We start from the raw sequence: 18363 nt of genomic DNA, 5'->3' as shown, positions 1-18363 counted from the left end.
GCCGCCGACCTGGCCCACGACGTCTACCTGCAACTCATGCGCAAGGGCCAACTCCCGCCCACCGGCGAATCCCGGCGGCACCTGACCCAGATCGCCAACGGCCTGGTCATCGACCTCTACCGCCGCCGCCAGATCGAATCCGCTTACCTGCAAGCCCTGGCCCTGTTGCCCGAACCCTGCGCCCCCGATGAAGAAACCCGCGCCCTGGCCATCGAGGCCCTGATCCAAATCGACGCCGCCCTGCACAGCCTGCCACCCAAGGCGCGCCAGGCCCTGTTGCTGTGCAAGCTCGATGGCCTGAGCTACCGCGAGATCGCCGCCAAGCTCCAGGTCTCCGTCTCCTCGGTGGAAAAGTACATCGCCGCCGGCCTGCTGGCCTGCTACCAGACCCTGTACGGCTGACCCTCGCAATGTCGACCGAGCAGCCAATCTCCCCGGATATCATCGAGCGCGCCGCCGCCTGGATGGCCCGCCTGTGGGCCGATGACGCCAGCGCCGAAGACCACGCCAACTGCCTGCACTGGCGCACCGAACATCCCCATCACGAACTGGCCTGGACGCGCCTGCTGGGCTTCGAGCAAAAACTCCATAGCATCCCCGCGTCGGTGGCCAGGCACAGCCTGGCCGAACCCGACGCTCCCGACTCCCCCGACCGCCGGAGCACCCTGCGCCTGCTGGGCCTGTTGGTCGCAGCCGGTGGCCTCACCTACGGCGTGCGCCACACCGACGCCTGGCAACTGGCGAGTGCCGGCCATAGCACCCGCACCGGCGAAGTTCGCGAAGTGGTATTGCCCGACGGTACCCGCCTGGTATTGGGCCCGGCTTCAGCAATTGACGTGCAGTTCGATGACGACCAGCGCCTGGTGCTGCTGCGGGCCGGCGAGGTCTTCATCACGACCGCGCCGTCAGCCCGGCCGTTTCGGGTGCAGAGTCGCCAGGGCGTGTTTCATGCCCTGGGCACGCGTTTCAGCCTGCGCCAATGCGACGACGGCAACTGCCAGTTGGCCGTGCTTGAGGGCGCCGTGCAGGTGCAGCCCGACCATGGCGCAGGTGCGCGGGTGGAGGCAGGTCAAGGCGCCACGGTTTCCAGGGACACCGTGCAGCCGACTGCGGCGGTGACTGACCGCAGCATCGCCTGGGTCAGGGGCGTGTTGGTGGCCGATGGCACCCGGCTGGACGAACTGATCGCCGAGCTGGGACGCTACCGCCGCGGTGTACTGCGCTGTGCGCCTGAGGTGGCGATGCTGCGGGTCAGCGGTGTATTGCACCTGGACAACACCGACCTGGCGCTGGACAACCTGGCCGCCGCGTTGCCGATCCAGGTGGTGCGGCGCACCCGCTATTGGGTGACGGTCCGCGCCCCTGCCTGAAAATTCCTTGAGGTTTCGATTGAGGGGTTTGGCCGCTCGTTCGGAAGACAAGGTAAGGGCGAGCAAAGGCTCATTCAGTCAGGGAGACTTCATGAGTAACAAGGATGTGGCTGCGGCCAAACCCAGGGGGCGGGGCGCGGTCTCGCAAGTGTTGCGGCCGGTGCGCGGGCGACTGATCGCTGCGGCACTGCTGGCCGGTGTGGGCAGTATGCTGACGCTGGTGCCGCTGGGGGGCATTGTGCATATCGCCAGGGTCGCCCTCGGCGCGCCGTCGATGGCCCAGGCATCGGGCGAGGTCTGGTTGACCATCAGCCTCAGCCTGGCGAGCCTGTTCGCGGGCCTGCTGTTGATGACAGTTGCGGAGACGGTCGCGCACCTGGCCGACAACCACATCACTCGCCACTTGCGCCTGGCCATCGCCCAGCGCCTGAGCCAGGTGCCGCTGGGCTGGTTCACCGAGCGGGCGTCGGGCGAGGTCAAGCAGGCGATGCAGGATGACATCGGCACCCTGCACAGCCTGACTGCGCATTTCTACACCACCGTGGGCCGTTGTGCGGGGGCCGTGCTGCTGTCGGCGGCTTATCTGTTCATGGTGGACTGGCGCATGGCGCTGGTCTCGCTGCTGCCGTTTCCGGGGTTTTTGCTGTTTTTTACCCGGGCGATGAAAGCCAGCGGCAGCCACATGCAGTCCTTTGTCGAGCGCATGACCCGGGTCAATAACGCGGTGGTCGAGTTCGTCAACGGCATTCCGGTGGTCAAGGCCTTCGGTGCCACCGGCAAGGCCCACGCCAGTTACCGCAAGGCGGTAGATGAGTTCAGCGAAGCCTTCGTTGAGTTCACCCGGCCACTGGTGGGGACGATGGCCAATGCCAACGCGATGATCACCCCGGTGACGGTGCTCGCCATGGTGCTGACGTTTGGCCTGGTGTTTGTCAGCCTGGGCTGGATCAGCGCGGTGGAGGTGCTGCCGTTCGCCATTGTCGCACCGGGCATTTGCGCGCCGCTGATGCTGCTGAGTTACATCGTGCATGATCTGGACAACGCCACCGGCGCGGCCCAGCGCGTGCAGGCACTGCTGGCGACGCCGGTGCTGGCGCAGGTGGAGCCGGGGTGCGAACGCTTGCCCAAGGACGCCGAAGTACGCGTCGAAAACCTCGGGTACGCCTACGACCCGCAGCACCCGGTACTGTCGAACATCAGCTTCACCCTCAAGCCTGGCACCGTAACCGCCATCGTCGGGGCCTCGGGTTCGGGCAAGTCGACCCTGGCGCGCCTGCTGCTGCGGTTTTTTGACCCGACCGAGGGGCGTATCACCCTGGGCGGCGTCGACCTGCGGCAGATCGAGACCTCGCAGCTCTACAACCTGATCGGCTTTGTGCTGCAAGAGGTGCGCCTGGTCCACGCCAGCGTTGCCGAAAACATCGCCCTGGGCCGGCCCAGCGCCAGCCGCAAGGAAATCGAGGCGGCGGCACGGGCCGCGAATATTCATGAGTGCATCATCGGCTTGCCACGGGGCTATGCCTCGGTGATTGGCGAGGACGCGCAGTTGTCCGGTGGCGAGCAGCAGCGTATCAGCATCGCCCGCGCAGTGTTGCTGGCGCCGCCGGTGCTGGTGCTGGATGAACCCACGGCCGCCGCCGATGCTGCAAACGAGGTGGCAATCCAGGAGGCGCTGTCGCGCTTCGCCCAAGGGCGCACGCTGTTGGTGATTGCCCATCGCCTCGATACCGTGATGCACGCCGACCACATCATCGTGCTGGAAAACGGCCGTATTGTTGAACAGGGCACCCATCCTCGACTGATCGCGCAAGAGGGCCGTTATGCGCGCCTGTGGGCGTCGGGCGGTTACAAACAGACCCGCGAACAGGCGCTGCCGACATGCTGAAAACCTTTATCGAACTGTTGGGCGATGACGGGCCGGTCTTCCGTCGCTATGTCGGGAAAGTGATGTTCTACGGTGCGCTGTGCGGGCTGACCCTCGCCGCCCTGGTGCCGGTACTCACCGACATGCTCAACGGTGATCTGGCCGAAGCGGCGTTGTGGCTGGTGGTGTTCCTGGCGGCGGTGGCGACGTGTTGGGCTACGCGACGCGAGGTTGAAAAGGCTGGCGTCGCGGTGGGTGTGGCGGTGCTGCAAGGCGGGCGCCAGCGCATCGGCGACCATGTGGCCGAACTGCCTGTCGGTTGGTTCACGCCCGATAACACGGCGCGGCTCAACCAGGTGGTGACCCAGGGCATGATGGCCGTGGCCCAGCTGCCGGCCCATGTATTTACTCCGGTGCTCAGCGGCGTGGTGACGCCATTGGTGCTGGTACTGGCGTTGTTTGTGCTGCACTGGAAAATGGGCCTGATTGCCTTGCTGGCGTTGCCGATTCTCGGCGGCGCGTTCTGGCTCAGCGCCCGCCTTGGGCGGCGCGCCGACCGGGCGTTCCAGCGCAGCTCGGCCGACACCAGCCAGCGCATGCTGGAGTTCGCCCAGTCGCAGTCGGTGTTGCGTGCCTTCAGTGGCGGCGGCAGCTCGGTGTTCCTGCAACGGGCGATCGAACAGCAGCACGCGACCGGGGCGCGCCTGATCCTGCTGTCCGCGACCTCGATTCTGCTGAACATATGGCTGGTGCAGGTGGTGTTCGCGGCCTTGTTGATCGCCGCCGCGCTCTGGCTTGATGCTTACCTGGGAAATGCCTTGCACGTGGGCTCGGTGATTGCAGTGATGGTGTCGCTGTTGCTGGTCAGCCGCTTCATTGACCCGTTGCTGGAGGTGGCCGGCTATGGCGAAACGTTGCGCGGTGCCGGGGTGCAGCTTGAGGCGGTGCGCGAGATATTGGCCGCGTCGCCCCTGAAGGTGCCGAGCGCGCCGCAATCTCCACGGGATGCCTCGGTGGAGCTGTTCGATGTGAGCTTTCGCCACGCGGCCGGTTCAAGGGACGTGCTGCGCGGGGTGAACCTGCGTATCGAGCCCGGCAGCATGACCGCGCTGGTGGGGGCTTCCGGTTCGGGCAAGACCACGCTATTGCGATTGGTCGCGCGGTTTTTCGAGGTCAGCCAGGGCCAGGTGTGTATCGGTGGCATGGACGTGCGACAGATGTCCGGCGAGCAGCTCAACGCGCAAATCAGCCAGATCTTCCAGGACACGTACCTGTTCCAGGGCAGCGTCGCCGACAACATTCGCCTCGGCAAACCCGACGCCAGCGACGCACAAGTGTTGGAGACCGCGCGGCAGGCCGGTGTGCAGGCGATTATCGAGCGCCTGCCCATGGGCCTGTCGACCACGGTGGGTGAGGGCGGGGCACGCCTGTCCGGTGGCGAGCGCCAGCGTGTCGCGATCGCCCGGGCGTTGATCAAGGGCGCGCCGATCCTGCTGGTGGACGAAGCCACGGCAGCACTGGACGCCGAGAACCAGGCGGTCATCGCCGAAACCCTGGCACGCTTGCGCGGCACATGCACGCTGATCGTGATCGCGCATCAGTTGTCGACGGTGGTGATGGCCGACCAGATCGTGGTGCTCGATGAAGGCCGGATCGTGGAGCAGGGCACGCCTGAGCAATTGACCGCAAGGCAAGGGCGCTATGCCCGGTTCCTCGCGCAGCGGCGAGCATCGAAAGGCTGGCGTATCGCTTAGTGGACCCGCCGGGACGGCGGGTCCGAAGGGCAGGTCAGAGCTTCGGCAGTTGCCCGATGCGGCCCATCATTTCGGTGACGATCTGCAGGTCCAGCAGGAACTGGTCGACGGTCTTGAACTCGTTGTCGGTATGGCCGGTGTACTTGACCTCCGGCCGTGCCAGGCCGAATTGCACGCCGTTGGGCAACTCATGCACCGAGGTAGCGCCGGCAGAAGTACCGTACTTGTGCTCCATGCCCAGGTTCTCGCTGGCCACCGCCAACAGCGCCTTGACCCACTCGCCCTCAGGGTTGCGGTACATCGGCTCGGCGATCGAGTAATCGAAGGTCACAGCCACGTGGTTTTTCTTGGTCCAGGCGCTGAGCTTGTCGGCGATTTCGGCCTTGAGCGCTTCCGGTGACTTGCCCTTTGGCACCCGCAGGTTGACCGCCAGCTTGAAGGTAGTTTCATCCTCGCCCACATAGGTCAGCGAGGTGGTCAGCGGGCCCATGAACGCATCGGAGAAGCCCACGCCCAGCTTGGCACCCAGGTAATCCAGGCCCCAGTTGTTGGCGGCGTAGTGCGCGGCGTCGGTGAACTGGTTGTGCTTGAGCGCGACCTTGCCGTCGAGGCTGTTGAGGAAGTCGAGGGCCCTGGCTACCGGGTTCACCCCGGATTCCGGTTCGGAGGAGTGGGCGGACACGCCAGTGACGGTCAACTGAACGTCCTTGCCGACGACCTTGGCCGCCACTTCAAAGTCGCCGCCATTGCGCTTGGCGTACTCGCTGCCGGCCTTTTGCAGGCTGGCGGCCAGTTCGGAAGGCTTGTCGCTGAGCAATGTCACCACCGACGCCGACGGAATCTGGTTGGTGGCCTTGCCGCCGGTCATCGAGATGATTTCTGCGCCTTTGCCTTCAGCCTTGCGCTTGGGGAACTTGGCCATGACCGTGCCGTAGCCTTTCTCGGCGATCACCACCGGGTAGCCGCCGTCCAGCGCCAGGTTGTAGTTGGGCGTTGGGTTGTGCTCAAAGTAGTACGGGATCGCGTCGCCGGAGGTTTCCTCGGTGGTGTCCACCAGCAGCTTGAAATTGCGCGCCAGCGGCAGCTTCTCTTCCTTGATCACCTTCATCGCGTACATCGCCACCACGATGCCGTTCTTGTCATCCTCGGTGCCGCGACCATACATCCGGTCGCCGATCAGCGTGACCTTGAATGGGTCGAGCTTGGTGCCGTCCTTGAGTACCCAGTTTTCCGGGGTTACCGGTACCACGTCCGCGTGAGCGTGGATGCCGACCACTTCATCGCCGCTGCCTTCCAGGGAAATCTCGTAGACGCGGTTGTCGATGTTGCGGTAGTTCAGGTTGAACGACTCGGCCAGGCTCTTGATCTTGGCGGCGATCTTGATGAACTCGGGATTGTCGTGCTGGGCCACGCCGGCGACCTGGAAGGTCGGGATCTCCACCAGCTCACGCAGGGTTTCAGTGGCGGCGGCGCCGTACTTAACCCGCGCATACAGGCCCAGCAGGCGATGGATTTCATTCTGCTGGTCGGCGCTCAGGTCCTTGTTGTCGAGAAAGGCACTGATGGCCGGGCCGAGGTTGTCGCTCTTGGCCACGTCATTCTTGGCCAGGCTGGCGAGGAACTGCCGGAAATCCTTGACCGAGGCATCGCTGAAGGTCTTCAGGATGACGGCGTTCTGTTGTGGGGTGAGGTTGGCTTGAGCTTGGGTGGTGAACACCGAAAGGCTGGCGGCCATCAGGGTGGCTACGGCCAGTTGCTTGAGGGAAAAATCCATTGCTGGGGGCATTCCTTTGCAGGGAGTGAGTGAGAAATGTCTGATCGAAAGGTCAGAAACAATTTCACACACTACCATCGGGAGGCAGGGGTAGGGGAGTGCCTGAGTGGGAAATCTCCCATAGAAATGCACAGCAACCCATTGAACGGAAAGCTACGGTATGGTTCTCCTGTCAGGGTGTTAATTGTGCAAAGGAGTGAGATTGATGATGCTTTCAGAGCGTTACCGCGGCAGCCTGCTTGGCCTGGCGTGCGGTGATGCAGTAGGGACTACTGTTGAGTTCATGCGCCGTGGGTCGTTTGCCCCTGTCATCGATATGGTTGGTGGTGGGCCCTTTCAACTGTTACCGGGCCAGTGGACGGATGACACGTCCATGGCGCTTTGTCTGGCCGAAAGCCTGCTGCGCAAGAATGGTTTTGACGCTGCCGATCAGATGGGCCGTTATCTGAACTGGTGGAAGTGGGGCTACCTTAGCTCGACGGGTGAATGTTTCGATATTGGCACGACGGTTCGTGAGGCATTGGCGGAGTATCAGTACACCGGTGACCCGTTCGCGGGCTCCACCGATCCTTACTCAGCGGGTAACGGGTCGATGATGCGCCTGGCGCCGGTGGTGCTGTTCTATTTTCCGGATGCCGAGCGCCTGCGTGAGTTTACCGTCGACAGTTCCCGCACGACCCATGGCGCGATGGAGGCGATTGAATGTTGCCTCGTGCTGGCTGAGTGTATTGCGAATGCGCTGCGGGGGGATTCGAAACCGCAGGTATTGCAGGTCGGCTACCTGGAGTTGAGCGAATCCAAAGTTGCGGACATTGCTGATGGGCACTACCTCGACAAGGCGCGCAGTGACATCGTGGGTTCTGGCTACGCAGTGGCTTCGCTTGAAGCGGCGCTATGGTGTTTTCATCACACCAACAGCTTTGCCGAGGCTGTGTTGGCTGCCGCAAACCTGGGGGATGACGCCGACACTACCGCAGCGATCGTTGGTCAGTTGGCGGGCGCGTATTACGGCGTGCAGGGCATTCCGTCCGAGTGGTTGGGCAAGTTGTGGCAGTGTGAAGATATTCAAGAAACTGCTGACGCGTTGTATCAGGCGGCGCAACTCCAGGCAGCCGCACTTTAACTCAGTGTCTGCTAATCTGCGCTCGTTGAATCTCGACCGCCACCCGTGGACCTCTCAATGACATCGCCATCCGATCAAAACCTTGAACCCCAATCCGTCTGCAGCCCGATCACCAGCAGCGCCATTTTCATGGTCGCGACCCTGGCGCCTGGCAGTGACTCGGCTGAGGCGGTGCGCAGCTGGTGCGCCGATATCGCCGGCCTGGTGCGCTCGGTCGGCAAGCGTGTACCGGCGGGCAACCTGACGTGTGTCGCAGGGTTTGGCTCCAAGGCGTGGGATGCGCTGTTCGGGGGGCCGCGGCCAGCAGCGTTGCATCCGTTCAAGGAAGTGGGCGTGGCCGGGCGCCTGGCGCCGGCCACGCCGGGGGATATCCTGCTGCACATTCGTGCCGAGCAGATGGACCTGTGTTTCGAATTGGCCACCCAGTTGATGGCGGCGCTGGGGGATGCGGTGACGGTGGTGGACGAGGTCCAGGGTTTCCGCTATTTCGACATGCGCAGCATCATCGGTTTTGTCGACGGCACCGAGAACCCGGTCGGGCGCAAGGCGGTGGGCTTCACCATTGTCGGTGATGAGGATCCGGCGTTCAGCGGCGGCAGCTATGTAATGGTGCAGAAGTACCTGCACAACATGCAGGCCTGGAATGAATTGTCGGTGGAGGCGCAGGAGCGGGTGATCGGGCGTACCAAGCTGTCGGACATCGAGCTCGACGATGCGACCAAGCCGAGCAACTCCCACAGTGCGCTGACCACCATCACCAAGGACGGCGAGGAAGTGAAGATCCTGCGGGACAACATGCCCTTTGGCCGGCCGGGCGCGGGGGAATTCGGGACGTACTTTATCGGCTACGCGCGCTCGCCAGAGCCTTTGGAGTTGATGCTGGAGAACATGTTTGTCGGCCGACCGGTCGGCAACTATGACCGCCTGCTGGACTTCAGCACGGCGGTCACCGGCGGCCTGTTCTTCATACCGTCTGCGGATTTGCTCGAAGAACTGGCCGACCGCGCGCCTTAGGCCAACAACCCGGTGCTCACCGCCACAATCAGGAAAACCCCGAGCACCGCGCGGTAGATCACGAACGGCCAGGTGGAGAATCGCTCCAGGAACTTCATCAGGCCCCAGATCGCGAAGAACGCCGACACACTGGCAACCACCAGGCCAAAGATCAAATGCGGCCAGGCGTGGGCGGGCAGGTCGGCGTGGAACAATACCCACAGCTCTTTCAGCCCCGCGAGGGCGATCGCCGGCAAGCCCAGCAGGAACGAAAACCGCGCCGCTTCTTCACGCTTGAAGTTGAGGAACAGTGCGGCGGTCAGGGTCGAGCCCGAGCGGGAAACCCCTGGAATCAGCGCGCCGATCTGCGCAATGCCGACAATCAGCGCATCCCGCAGGCGCATTTCGCCCACCGTGCGCTTATGCCTCGCGCTGAGTTCAGCCGCCGCCAGCAGCACCGCCATCACCAGGCAGGAAATCCCGATCACCATCAGCCCGCGCAGCGGCGAGTTGCAGGAGTTGAGGGTCGACGACAAGGCTATCCCGGCAATCCCGATCGGAATCGTCGCCAGCACAATGGCCACCGCCAGCTTGAACCACTGGTTGTTGTAGTCACCCTGGCGCACCGCAGTGATGCTGCCGACCGTGACCTGGCGTACATCCTTCCAGAAGTAACTGACCACTGCTGCCAGTGCGGCCAACTGCATGGCTGCGGAAAACGCCGAGCCGGGATCCGGCCAGCCGAGCAGGGCGGGCACGATGCGCATGTGGGCGGTGGAAGACACGGGCAACAATTCGGTGATGCCCTGAATGATGCCCAGGATGCCTATTTGCAGGTAATCCAGGGACGCAAAGCCGACATCGAGGCCGCTGGTGCAGACGTTTGTCAAAGTACTTATCCTGAAAGCAAGGGGAGGGAAGTGACGCGGAGTTTAGTCTAACTTTGTAACGATTTTGTCGTTGACACGAGAAAAGCGCGATCGGTTCAGCAAGCAGAAAGCTTGGCCGGTGTATTGGCATTGCAGGTGGCTTTGTTGACAATGGCGGCCTGTTTTTTTGCCGAGATGCCCATGCCTGCAATCGCCGATACCACCGTCGAACTGATCGAGACCGGCCCGGAACACGCCACGTTGATCGCCAACCTTTACCAGTTCTACGCCTACGAGTCCTCGGACTGGGAACAGGAAGATGTCGAGGTGGACGGTCGCTTCTACATCCATGAGGAGCACCTGGCCCGCTACTGGGAAGACCCGCAGTGGAGTGCCAACCTGTTATTGGTCGATGGCTTTATCGCCGGTTTCCTGCTGATCGAAGGCAGCGAACTCCCTGGGATCGACGCGCTGGAACTGGCGGACCTGTTCATCTTGAAACGCTATCGCCGCAAAGGCATTGGCCGCGCCATCGCCACTCAGGTGTTGAGCAGCGGCGAGGCGAACTGGCTGGTGCGTTTCTATGATCAGGATGAAGTGAGCCAGGCGTTCTGGCGCACGGTGTTGGATAACCTGCCGCGTCCGGTGCAGGCCATCGAGCTGGACGATGAGCCGAACCTGCTGAGCTTCCTGGTGACGCGCGCAGCGCTGCACTGAACCATCAACTGAACGCGGCGCCAGCCCCTGCACTGAACAATGCCGCCTGCATCGCCTGTGGCGGCTGGCCGAACGCCCGCAGGAACGCCTGGCGCATGCGCTCGCGATCACCGAACCCGGTCTCGCGGGCGACCACTTCCACCGGATGCCGACTGGTTTCCATCATTGCCCGGGCGGCTTCCACCCGCAGGGATTCGATGGCCTTGGCCGGGGTTTGCCCGGTCTCCTCGCGAAACACCCGGCTGAACTGGCGTGGGCTGAGCCGCGCCACGGCCGCCAGGGCCTCGACCGAAAGGTCGTGGGTCAGGTTCTCCCGGGCGTAGGCCAGGGCCAACTGCACACGGTCGGACTTGGGGTCGAGTTCCAGCAACGCCGATAGCTGCGACTGTTCGCTGCCACGGCGCTGGGCAATCACCAGCTTGCGCGCGATGCGGCGGGCGAGGTCGCTGCCCAGGTCGTTCTCCACCATCGCCAGCGCCAGGTCCACCCCGGCGCTCATGCCGGCACCGGTCCAGATCTGGCCGTCGACCACGAACAGCTTGTCTTCCTCCAGGCGAATCTGCGGGTAGCGCTTGGCAAAGGCCGGTGCGTGCAGCCAGTGGGTGGTGGCGCGCTTGCCTTCGAGCAATCCGGCCTCGGCCAGCACGAAGATGCCCATGCACAACGAAGCAATCCGCCGCGACTGTTTGGACGCCGCCTGGACCAGCCTCGGCAGGCTGGCGTCAGGCAGTTGGAACTCCAGGTAACCGCTGACGATCAATGTGTCATAGCCCTCGGGCCGGATCGGCGTGCTGTTCACCGAGAAGCCCTGGGACGTCATGATCGGGCCGCCACTTTCCGACACCAGGTGAAATTCATACGCCTGCTCGCCACGCAGCAGATTCGCGCACTCGAACACCGAGCCCAGGCTGAGGCTCAAGGATTGAAAGTTCGGGTACACCATCAGCGCAATGCTGTGCATCTCATCTCTCCAGGGGGCGCGGAGCGGTGATTGTCGGCGTGTGCCAGGGAAACGGCAACCGCCTTGGCGCAATGTCCGGAATCCTTGCGGACATGACATTGTGCGGTTTTGGCCCGGCTCCTAAGCTTGATTCCATTCCAACCCACATCACCCCGAGGCACTGGCACATGAAAGTATTGATGGTTTTGACTTCTCACGACCAGCTTGGCAACACCGGCCGCAAGACCGGGTTCTGGCTCGAAGAATTTGCTGCTCCCTACTACGCGTTCAAGGACGCCGGGGCCGACGTGACCCTGGCTTCGCCGGCCGGTGGGCAGCCGCCCCTGGACCCGGTCAGCGACCTGCCGGATTCGCAAACCGACCAGACCCGCCGCTTCGCCAGCGACCCGGCGGCGCAACAGGCCCTGGCCACCACCGTGAAGCTGGAGTCGGTCAACGCCGGCGACTTCGACACCGTGTTCTACCCAGGCGGCCACGGCCCGCTGTGGGACCTGGCAGAGTCGAAAACCTCCATCGCCCTGATCGAAGCCTTCGAGCGTGCGGGCAAGCCGATTGGCTTTGTGTGCCACGCCCCGGGCGCCTTGCGTCACGTCAAGGCGGTCAACGGCGAGCCGCTGGTCAAGGGCCGACGCGTCACCGGCTTCTCCAACTCCGAAGAAGCGGCGGTTGGCCTGACCGACGTGGTGCCTTTCCTGATCGAGGATGATTTCAAGGCGCTGGGCGGCACGTATGAGAAGGGTGCCGATTGGCAATCCTTTGTGATTGAAGATGGCCTGCTGGTCACCGGGCAGAATCCTGCCAGTTCCAGTGACGTTGCCAAAGCGCTGTTGAAGCTGACCGCGTAACCCGCCAAATCCCCCAAAAAAGTACGTTGTTGGCGGCTCCCCTGACCGGGAGCCGGCAGCTTCTGCTTGTCTGAAATTTGAATCCGGAACTTTCCCCCATGAGCAACAGCGCTTTAGGTACCCCGATCACACTGGGGCACCACACCCTGAAAAACCGCATCGTCCTGCCGCCGCTTACCCGCCAGCGAAGTGCCCAGCCCGGTGATATCGCCACGGACTTGATGGCGCTTTATTACCGCCAGCGCGCCACCGCCGGCTTCATGGTCAGCGAGGGCACGCAGATCGAGTCTCGCGGCCAGGGCTATGCCTGGACCCCGGGCATCTACACACCGGAGCAGATTGACGGCTGGCGTACCGTGACCGATGCCGTGCATGCCGAAGGCGGCGTGATCTTCGCCCAGCTTTGGCATGTGGGCCGCGTGTCCCATCACGAACTGCAGCCCGACGGCGCAGCACCCGTTGCGCCGTCGGCGATCCAGCCGCAGCAAGCCAAGGCATTCGTTGCAACCGGGCCCGGCACTGGTAAGTTGGTGCAGCCACCCGAGCCGCGCGCCCTGGCTACCGCCGAGGTCAAGGAGTTGGTGGGGCTTTACGCCCAGGCTGCAAAAAATGCATTGGCCGCAGGCTTCGATGGCGTGGAAATTCATTCGGCCAACGGCTACCTGGTCAACCAGTTCATCTCGGCGCACTCCAACCAGCGCGACGATGAATACGGTGGCTCACTGCACAATCGCCTGCGGTTCCTGCGGGAAATCGTCGAGGCGGTGGCCGAAGTAGTCGGCCGGCAACGCCTGGGTGTGCGCTTTGCGCCGTTGTTCAGTGGCACTGACCAGGACCGGGTCTACATCGGCCTCGTCGAGGAAGACCCGCATCACACCTACATCGAGGCGATCAAGGTGCTTGAGGCGGCCGGCATCGCCTACGTGTCGATTGCCGAAGCCGACTGGGACAATGCCCCCGAGTTGCCCGAGTCGTTCCGCCAGGCGGTGCGTGACACCTTCAGCGGCCGGATCATCTACGCAGGCCGCTACACCGCAGAGCGCGGCGTGCGGCTGGTAGAGGCAGGGCTGGCAGACCTGATCGCGTTTGGCCGGCCGTACATTGCCAATCCCGACTTGCCCCAACGCCTGCTCAACGGTTGGCCGCTGAACCCGTTGAACGCGGACGGCCTGTATGGCGGCACCGAGGTGGGCTTCACCGATTATCCGGTGTATGCCGGGTAGGCACGGGCTACTCGATCGGGTATTTGCCGAATGCCGGGTGCTGCTCGGCGAGGGCCGCGTGGCGTTGCAAGTGGGGAAACGCATCGGCCTTCACGACGTCGGCTATCTTCAGCTGGGTGAAGGACCAGGCGACCGCCACCGTCAGGCTCGCCTGGGTCAGCGGCAAGTCGCTGTCGCGCTCGGCCACCCGCGCCTCCAATAACGCATAGGCCGCCAGCAGTTGTCCGGTCACGCGGTCGATCCACGGCTGATGCAGTTTTTCGGCGGGCCGCAGGTGATGTTCGTAGACGATCTGCACGGTCTTTTCGCACGCTGCCAGCGCCAGGCCGATCACTTGCAGATCCCGGGCAAGCGCTGGGGATGACAGGGGCAGCAATCGGCTGCCGGCCGGCGCCAGGGCTTCCAGGTACTCGAGGATCAAGCCGGAATCCATCAGGACCGTGCCGTCGTCGAGCACCAGCGTCGGTGCCTTGACTACCGGGTTGATCCCGGAAAACTCATCGAAGGTGCTGAACACCGACAGTGCCTGGTGTTCGAACGCGACGCCGTACAGTTCCAGGGAAATGGCCACGCGGCGCACGTAGGGCGAGTCCAGCATGCCGACCAGTTTCATGAAGCCTCCATTAACCGCAGTGTTTTGTTCTGATGACGTTATAAACCGTTTTTCCGCATGTTTATCAATCCACCCGCAACACAATCTTGCCGATATGGTCGCCACCTTCCATGCGCGCATGGGCCTTCGCGGCGTCGGTATAGGCATACACCTCATCGATCATCGGCAGGCAACGCCCGGCCGACAGCACCGGCCACACGTGTTCGCGCAGTTGTGCGGCAATCGCGGCTTTTTCTTCCCGGGTGCGTGAGCGCAACAACGAGCCGGTAACGATCGCGCGTTTGCCGAGGATCGCCAGCAGGTCGATGTCTTTGGCGCGTGCGCCGCCGAGGAAGCCCAGCATCACCAGGCGACCTTCCATGGCCAGGGCGCTGATGTTGTCGTTCAGGTAGGAGCCACCCATGATGTCGAGGACCACATTGACACCCTTGCCCGCGGTCTTGTCAGCGATGACCTCGGCGAAATTCTGTTCCCGGTAGTTGATCGGCTCGGCTCCCAGTTCGCGGATGGCGGCGCATTTTTCCACGCTGCCGGCGGTGGCGAACGCTTCGATACCGAACTCGCGGCAGAGCATCAGCGCGGTGGTGCCGATGCCGCTGGTGCCGCCATGGATCAACACGCGCTGGCCTTTATGCGCACCGCCGATGCCGAACAGGTTGGCCCATACGGTGAAGAAGGTTTCCGGGATCGCTGCCGCCTGAATCCAGTCCAGGCCATCGGGAACCGGCAAGGTCTGGCTGGCGGGCACTGCGCAGTACTGCGCATAACCGCCGCCATTGGTCAGGGCGCACACCTTGTCGCCCAGCGCGTACTCGCTGACGCCTTCGCCCAGCGCGACCACCACACCGGCCACTTCCAGCCCGGGAATCGGGCTCATGCCGGGTTTCATCGGATATGTGCCGGCGCGTTGCAGGGCGTCCGGGCGATTGACGCCGGCGGCGTGCACGCGGATCAGCACTTCGCCGGGGCCGGCGACAGGTACCGGCTCCTGGCGTGGTTGCAGGACTTCGGGGCCGCCGGGGCTGGTGATTTCGATCAGGGTCATTTCGTGGGGCAGAGTCATTTGAGCGCACCTGTAGCAATGAACGTATAGGTTGGGACCGCGCCCGTTACCGAGCGGTTCAGCCTGCTGGCGATCCTGGGTATTTTCTCTGGTGCCCAGCATAGCCGTGATGAGTGATGCAATAATGCTGCGATTACACGTCACGCTGATGCAAAAATGCATCGAAGGGGAAAGCCATGAATTGGGACGATGCGCGGGTGTTCCTCGCGGTGTGCCGCGAGTCCACATTACGCGGAGCCGCGCGGGTGCTGGGGGTGGATCAGGCCACCGTGGGGCGACGGGTCAATGCCCTGGAAAAGTCCCTGAACGCAACATTGTTCCTGCGCACCTCCGAAGGCTATGCGCTGACCGCCGTGGGTGAAGCCGCGTTGCAATCGGTGGAGAACATGGAGCGCTCGGCCCTTGACCTGGAGCGTCAGGTCCTGGGCCTGGACGACCGCCTGACCGGCACCGTACGGGTGACCACCACCGATTCCCTGGCCATCGACTTCCTGATCCCGGCCATTGCCCGGCTGCACGATGCGCACCCTGACGTGCGCGTGCAGATGGACGCTTCGACCCAGTTGCTTAACCTGGCCAAACGCGAAGCCGATATCGCGGTGCGCAATACCCGCCCGGACAACCCCGACCTGATCGCCCGGCGCATCGCCCGCTGGCCGGTGGGGCTGTTTGCCTCGCAGGCGTATATCGATCGGCACGGCGCACCCGAACCGGGCAGCCTGTTCGAAGGACACGACCTGGTGGTGTACCAGCCGCACCTGCAAAGCCAGAAGGACCTGACCCTGGTCAGCGAGCCGCTGGGACGCGGACGTATTGTTGCGGCCTTGAGTTCAAGCCTGTTGGTACGCCGCTCCATCGCCGCAGGGATCGGTATCGGTGAGGTTCCGATAGTTTCCGGCGAACGCGACGGCCTGGTGCGGCTGTGGCCGGACCGTACGCGGCCGTTGCCCTACGATGTGTGGCTGGTGACCCATGCCGACCTGCGGCACACCGCCCGGGTGCGGGTGGTGATCGACGAGATCGTAGCGGGGTTTGCCGGCACCGGGGAATAGTACGACTGCCTGAAAAGGCCGGGTGTCAGCCCGGCCAGAAATAAGCCGTCGCAGGAGAACGCAATCGGCTCAGCGTTGCAGGAAGGCCAGCAGATCTTCGTTCAAGGCTTGCTGGTGGGTCACCGCAAAACCATGGGGGGCATCCTTGTACACCTTCAACTGCGCGCCTTTGATCATCTGCGCGGCGACCTTGCCGGTAGTTTCGAACGGCACGATCTGGTCGCCATCACCGTGGATAACCAGGGTCGGCACGTCGATCCTGGCCATGTCCGGGCGGAAATCGGTTTCCGAGAACGCGGTGACGCAATCCACCGTCGCCTTGAGCGAGGCGAGCAGGGCGATGTTCAGTGTTTGAGTCAATACACCGCTGGAGACCTGTTGGCCCTTGTTGATGCCATAGAACGGCGTATTGAAGTCTGCCAGGAACTGCGCGCGATCCTTCAGCAGCGCGGCCTTGAACCCGTCAAACGCTGCCATCTCGACCCCTTGCGGGTAATCCGGCTTTTGCCCGAACAGCGGCGTCACCGCCCCCAGCAACACCAGCCCGGCCACGCGCGCGCTGCCATGGCGGGCGATATAGCGGCTGACATCGCCGCCGCCCATGGAGAAGCCCACCAGGGTCACGTCCTGCAGATCCAGATGGTTGATCAACTGGGCGATATCGTCGGCAAAGGTGTCGTAGTCGTTACCGGTCCAGGGCTGGTCCGAGCGGCCAAAACCACGGCGGTCGAACGCGATGGTGCGGTAGCCGCGGCTGCTCAGGTACTCCATCTGGTATTCCCACATATCGGCATCCAGCGGCCAGCCGTGGCTGAACAGCACCGGTTTGCCGGTGCCCCAGTCCTTGTAGTAGAGCTCGGTACCGTCTTGTGTGCGTAGGGTGCTCATGGCAAAACTCCTTGGGTGAGAGGGCAGCCAATACTATAGGCGCAGAATCTGACGAGGGACTTGTATGCCTGTGCTCGGTTGAACGGTTCAGCGTCTATGCTGGTCAACTGCTTTCTACCGTCTGAACAAACAGGTGAACGAAATGGCCAAGACTTACAGCTACGCCGCTCGTGACTCCAAGGATTCCCTCAAACCCTTCACGTTCGAACGTCGCGCCCCCGGGGCCGATGATGTGCAGATCGACATCCTCTATTGCGGCGTCTGCCACTCGGACCTGCACACCGTACGCAACGAATGGAAAAACACCCTGTACCCGTCGGTACCGGGCCATGAAATCGTTGGCCGAGTGACCGCCGTGGGCGCCAATGTCAGCAAGTTCAAGGTGGGCGACTTGGCCGGTGTCGGCTGCATGGTCGACAGCTGCCAGCACTGCGAATCCTGCGCCGAGGGCGAGGAGCAGTATTGCGAAAACGGCTTCACCGGCACCTACAACGGCCCGGCTTTTGGCGGCGAAAACACCTTCGGCGGCTACTCGGACAATATCGTGGTCAGGGAGAAGTTCGTCCTGCGGATCTCCCACGACGAGAGCAACCTGGCGGCGGTCGCGCCGCTGCTGTGTGCAGGCATCACCACCTACTCACCGCTGCACCACTGGAACGTCGGGCCGGGCAAGCGCGTCGGCGTTGTCGGCCTCGGTGGCCTGGGCCATATGGCGGTGAAAATCGCTCATGCCATGGGCGCCTACGTGGTGCTGTTCACCACCTCGCCGAACAAGCGCGAAGACGGCCTGCGCCTGGGGGCCGATGAAGTGGTGGTGTCGAAGAACGCGGACGAAATGGCCAAGGTTGCCAACTCCCTGGACTTCATCCTCAACACCGTGGCCGCGTCCCACAATCTCGACGCCTTCCTCAACCTGCTCAAGCGCGACGGCACCATGACCCTGGTGGGCGCCCCGGATAGCCCGCACCCGTCACCGACCGTGTTCAACCTGATCTTCAAGCGTCGCAGCCTGGCCGGGTCGTTGATCGGTGGCATCCAGGAAACCCAGGACATGCTGGATTTCTGCGCCAGGCACGGGATTGTCTCGGACATCGAGATGATCGACATCCAGGGCATCAATGACGCCTACGAGCGCATGCTCAAGGGCGATGTGAAGTATCGGTTCGTGATCGACATCGAGAGCCTGAAGAAAGAAAAACACGCGGCCTGATTGATCGCTGCAGATCCCTGTAGGAGCGGGCTTGTGTGGGAGCG

At 63.2% G+C, this 18363-nt stretch carries 17 protein-coding genes; 11 read left to right on the top strand and 6 right to left on the bottom strand.

What is annotated here, in order from left to right; translation table 11 throughout:
• From HX869_RS27140 to HX869_RS27125, 4 genes are all read left to right on the top strand, one after another.
• Positions 1-402 (top strand): sigma-70 family RNA polymerase sigma factor (locus tag HX869_RS27140; RefSeq protein ID WP_178903933.1); only part of this gene is annotated, 402 nt, incomplete at its 5' end.
• Positions 403-410: 8 nt separating this feature from the next.
• Positions 411-1370 (top strand): FecR domain-containing protein, encoded by a 960-nt coding sequence (locus tag HX869_RS27135; protein WP_178903932.1) that lies wholly within the window; start codon positions 411-413, stop codon positions 1368-1370.
• A 91-nt stretch (positions 1371-1461) separates the two neighbouring features.
• Positions 1462-3255, top strand: a complete 1794-nt coding sequence (locus HX869_RS27130; RefSeq protein ID WP_178903931.1) for an ABC transporter ATP-binding protein — start codon at positions 1462-1464, stop codon at positions 3253-3255.
• Positions 3249-4988 carry an ABC transporter ATP-binding protein gene (locus HX869_RS27125; RefSeq protein ID WP_178903930.1) on the top strand — a complete coding sequence of 580 codons (1740 nt, stop codon included), beginning with the start codon at positions 3249-3251 and terminating at the stop codon, positions 4986-4988. The genes HX869_RS27130 and HX869_RS27125 overlap by 7 nt, the downstream gene beginning before the upstream one ends.
• A gap of 34 nt (positions 4989-5022) precedes the next feature.
• Here HX869_RS27125 and HX869_RS27120 read toward each other — a convergent pair whose 3' ends face one another.
• The gene (locus HX869_RS27120) at positions 5023-6762 is read right to left on the bottom strand and encodes a dipeptidase (protein WP_178903929.1); all 1740 of its coding nucleotides are present in this window, start codon (positions 6760-6762) and stop codon (positions 5023-5025) included.
• A gap of 205 nt (positions 6763-6967) precedes the next feature.
• Between HX869_RS27120 and HX869_RS27115 the strand changes: the two genes are divergently transcribed.
• Entirely contained in the window at positions 6968-7885 is a 918-nt protein-coding gene (locus tag HX869_RS27115) for an ADP-ribosylglycohydrolase family protein (RefSeq protein WP_177010062.1), read from the top strand.
• 57 nt (positions 7886-7942) lie between these two features.
• On the top strand, positions 7943-8899 hold the full coding sequence (locus HX869_RS27110; protein WP_003220100.1) for a Dyp-type peroxidase: 957 nt from the start codon (positions 7943-7945) through the stop codon (positions 8897-8899).
• Here the strand turns inward: HX869_RS27110 and HX869_RS27105 are convergent.
• Complete coding sequence (locus HX869_RS27105; protein WP_003220102.1) at positions 8896-9768, bottom strand: undecaprenyl-diphosphate phosphatase; 873 nt, start codon at positions 9766-9768, stop codon at positions 8896-8898. The two genes, HX869_RS27110 and HX869_RS27105, sit on opposite strands and share 4 nt — an antisense overlap.
• Positions 9769-9948: 180 nt before the next feature.
• On the opposite strand from HX869_RS27105, the gene HX869_RS27100 reads away from it, so the two are divergent.
• The gene (locus HX869_RS27100; protein ID WP_178903928.1) at positions 9949-10464 is read left to right on the top strand and encodes a GNAT family N-acetyltransferase; all 516 of its coding nucleotides are present in this window, start codon (positions 9949-9951) and stop codon (positions 10462-10464) included.
• A gap of 4 nt (positions 10465-10468) precedes the next feature.
• Here HX869_RS27100 and HX869_RS27095 read toward each other — a convergent pair whose 3' ends face one another.
• Complete coding sequence (locus HX869_RS27095) at positions 10469-11425, bottom strand: GlxA family transcriptional regulator (RefSeq protein ID WP_003220105.1); 957 nt, start codon at positions 11423-11425, stop codon at positions 10469-10471.
• A gap of 167 nt (positions 11426-11592) precedes the next feature.
• Here HX869_RS27095 and HX869_RS27090 point away from each other — a divergent pair, with 167 nt between their 5' ends.
• Together HX869_RS27090 and HX869_RS27085 are read left to right on the top strand one after the other, a co-directional pair.
• Complete coding sequence (locus HX869_RS27090) at positions 11593-12270, top strand: type 1 glutamine amidotransferase domain-containing protein (protein WP_008431436.1); 678 nt, start codon at positions 11593-11595, stop codon at positions 12268-12270.
• 98 nt (positions 12271-12368) lie between these two features.
• Positions 12369-13493: an alkene reductase gene (locus HX869_RS27085; protein WP_178903927.1), complete on the top strand. Its 1125-nt coding sequence runs from the start codon at positions 12369-12371 to the stop codon at positions 13491-13493.
• Between the two features lie 7 nt (positions 13494-13500).
• Here the strand turns inward: HX869_RS27085 and HX869_RS27080 are convergent, their stop codons facing one another.
• Together HX869_RS27080 and HX869_RS27075 are read right to left on the bottom strand one after the other, a co-directional pair.
• Positions 13501-14106: a glutathione S-transferase gene (locus HX869_RS27080; protein ID WP_177037233.1), complete on the bottom strand. Its 606-nt coding sequence runs from the start codon at positions 14104-14106 to the stop codon at positions 13501-13503.
• Positions 14107-14170: 64 nt separating this feature from the next.
• On the bottom strand, positions 14171-15169 hold the full coding sequence (locus HX869_RS27075) for an NAD(P)H-quinone oxidoreductase (protein WP_177020849.1): 999 nt from the start codon (positions 15167-15169) through the stop codon (positions 14171-14173).
• A 176-nt stretch (positions 15170-15345) separates the two neighbouring features.
• On the opposite strand from HX869_RS27075, the gene HX869_RS27070 reads away from it, so the two are divergent.
• A complete protein-coding gene (locus tag HX869_RS27070; protein ID WP_008431428.1) occupies positions 15346-16221 on the top strand; it encodes a LysR family transcriptional regulator in 876 nt (291 codons plus the stop codon).
• A gap of 69 nt (positions 16222-16290) precedes the next feature.
• On the opposite strand, the gene HX869_RS27065 is transcribed toward HX869_RS27070, so the two are convergent.
• On the bottom strand, positions 16291-17109 hold the full coding sequence (locus HX869_RS27065; protein WP_003220116.1) for an alpha/beta fold hydrolase: 819 nt from the start codon (positions 17107-17109) through the stop codon (positions 16291-16293).
• 142 nt (positions 17110-17251) lie between these two features.
• Between HX869_RS27065 and HX869_RS27060 the strand changes: the two genes are divergently transcribed.
• Positions 17252-18319, top strand: coding sequence for an NAD(P)-dependent alcohol dehydrogenase (locus HX869_RS27060; protein ID WP_177037231.1), 1068 nt, complete (start codon positions 17252-17254; stop codon positions 18317-18319).
• Positions 18320-18363 lie beyond the last annotated feature (44 nt).

Source organism: Pseudomonas sp. P7779 (assembly GCF_013386315.1).
Lineage (GTDB): Bacteria > Pseudomonadota > Gammaproteobacteria > Pseudomonadales > Pseudomonadaceae > Aquipseudomonas.
The sequence above is the reverse complement of the archived record's forward strand: the minus strand, read 5'-3'. Positions and strand labels throughout refer to the sequence as shown.

Bases quoted from the DNA above. Each gene is read 5' to 3' on its own strand.
- HX869_RS27135 (WP_178903932.1), top strand. From the start codon at position 411: ATGTCGACCGAGCAGCCAATCTCCCCGGATATCATCGAGCGCGCCGCC.
- HX869_RS27130 (WP_178903931.1), top strand. From the start codon at position 1,462: ATGAGTAACAAGGATGTGGCTGCGGCCAAACCCAGGGGGCGGGGCGCG.
- HX869_RS27125 (WP_178903930.1), top strand. From the start codon at position 3,249: ATGCTGAAAACCTTTATCGAACTGTTGGGCGATGACGGGCCGGTCTTC.
- HX869_RS27120 (WP_178903929.1), bottom strand. From the start codon at position 6,762: ATGGATTTTTCCCTCAAGCAACTGGCCGTAGCCACCCTGATGGCCGCC.
- HX869_RS27115 (WP_177010062.1), top strand. From the start codon at position 6,968: ATGATGCTTTCAGAGCGTTACCGCGGCAGCCTGCTTGGCCTGGCGTGC.
- HX869_RS27110 (WP_003220100.1), top strand. From the start codon at position 7,943: ATGACATCGCCATCCGATCAAAACCTTGAACCCCAATCCGTCTGCAGC.
- HX869_RS27100 (WP_178903928.1), top strand. From the start codon at position 9,949: ATGCCTGCAATCGCCGATACCACCGTCGAACTGATCGAGACCGGCCCG.
- HX869_RS27095 (WP_003220105.1), bottom strand. From the start codon at position 11,425: ATGCACAGCATTGCGCTGATGGTGTACCCGAACTTTCAATCCTTGAGC.
- HX869_RS27090 (WP_008431436.1), top strand. From the start codon at position 11,593: ATGAAAGTATTGATGGTTTTGACTTCTCACGACCAGCTTGGCAACACC.
- HX869_RS27085 (WP_178903927.1), top strand. From the start codon at position 12,369: ATGAGCAACAGCGCTTTAGGTACCCCGATCACACTGGGGCACCACACC.
- HX869_RS27080 (WP_177037233.1), bottom strand. From the start codon at position 14,106: ATGAAACTGGTCGGCATGCTGGACTCGCCCTACGTGCGCCGCGTGGCC.
- HX869_RS27075 (WP_177020849.1), bottom strand. From the start codon at position 15,169: ATGACTCTGCCCCACGAAATGACCCTGATCGAAATCACCAGCCCCGGC.
- HX869_RS27070 (WP_008431428.1), top strand. From the start codon at position 15,346: ATGAATTGGGACGATGCGCGGGTGTTCCTCGCGGTGTGCCGCGAGTCC.
- HX869_RS27065 (WP_003220116.1), bottom strand. From the start codon at position 17,109: ATGAGCACCCTACGCACACAAGACGGTACCGAGCTCTACTACAAGGAC.
- HX869_RS27060 (WP_177037231.1), top strand. From the start codon at position 17,252: ATGGCCAAGACTTACAGCTACGCCGCTCGTGACTCCAAGGATTCCCTC.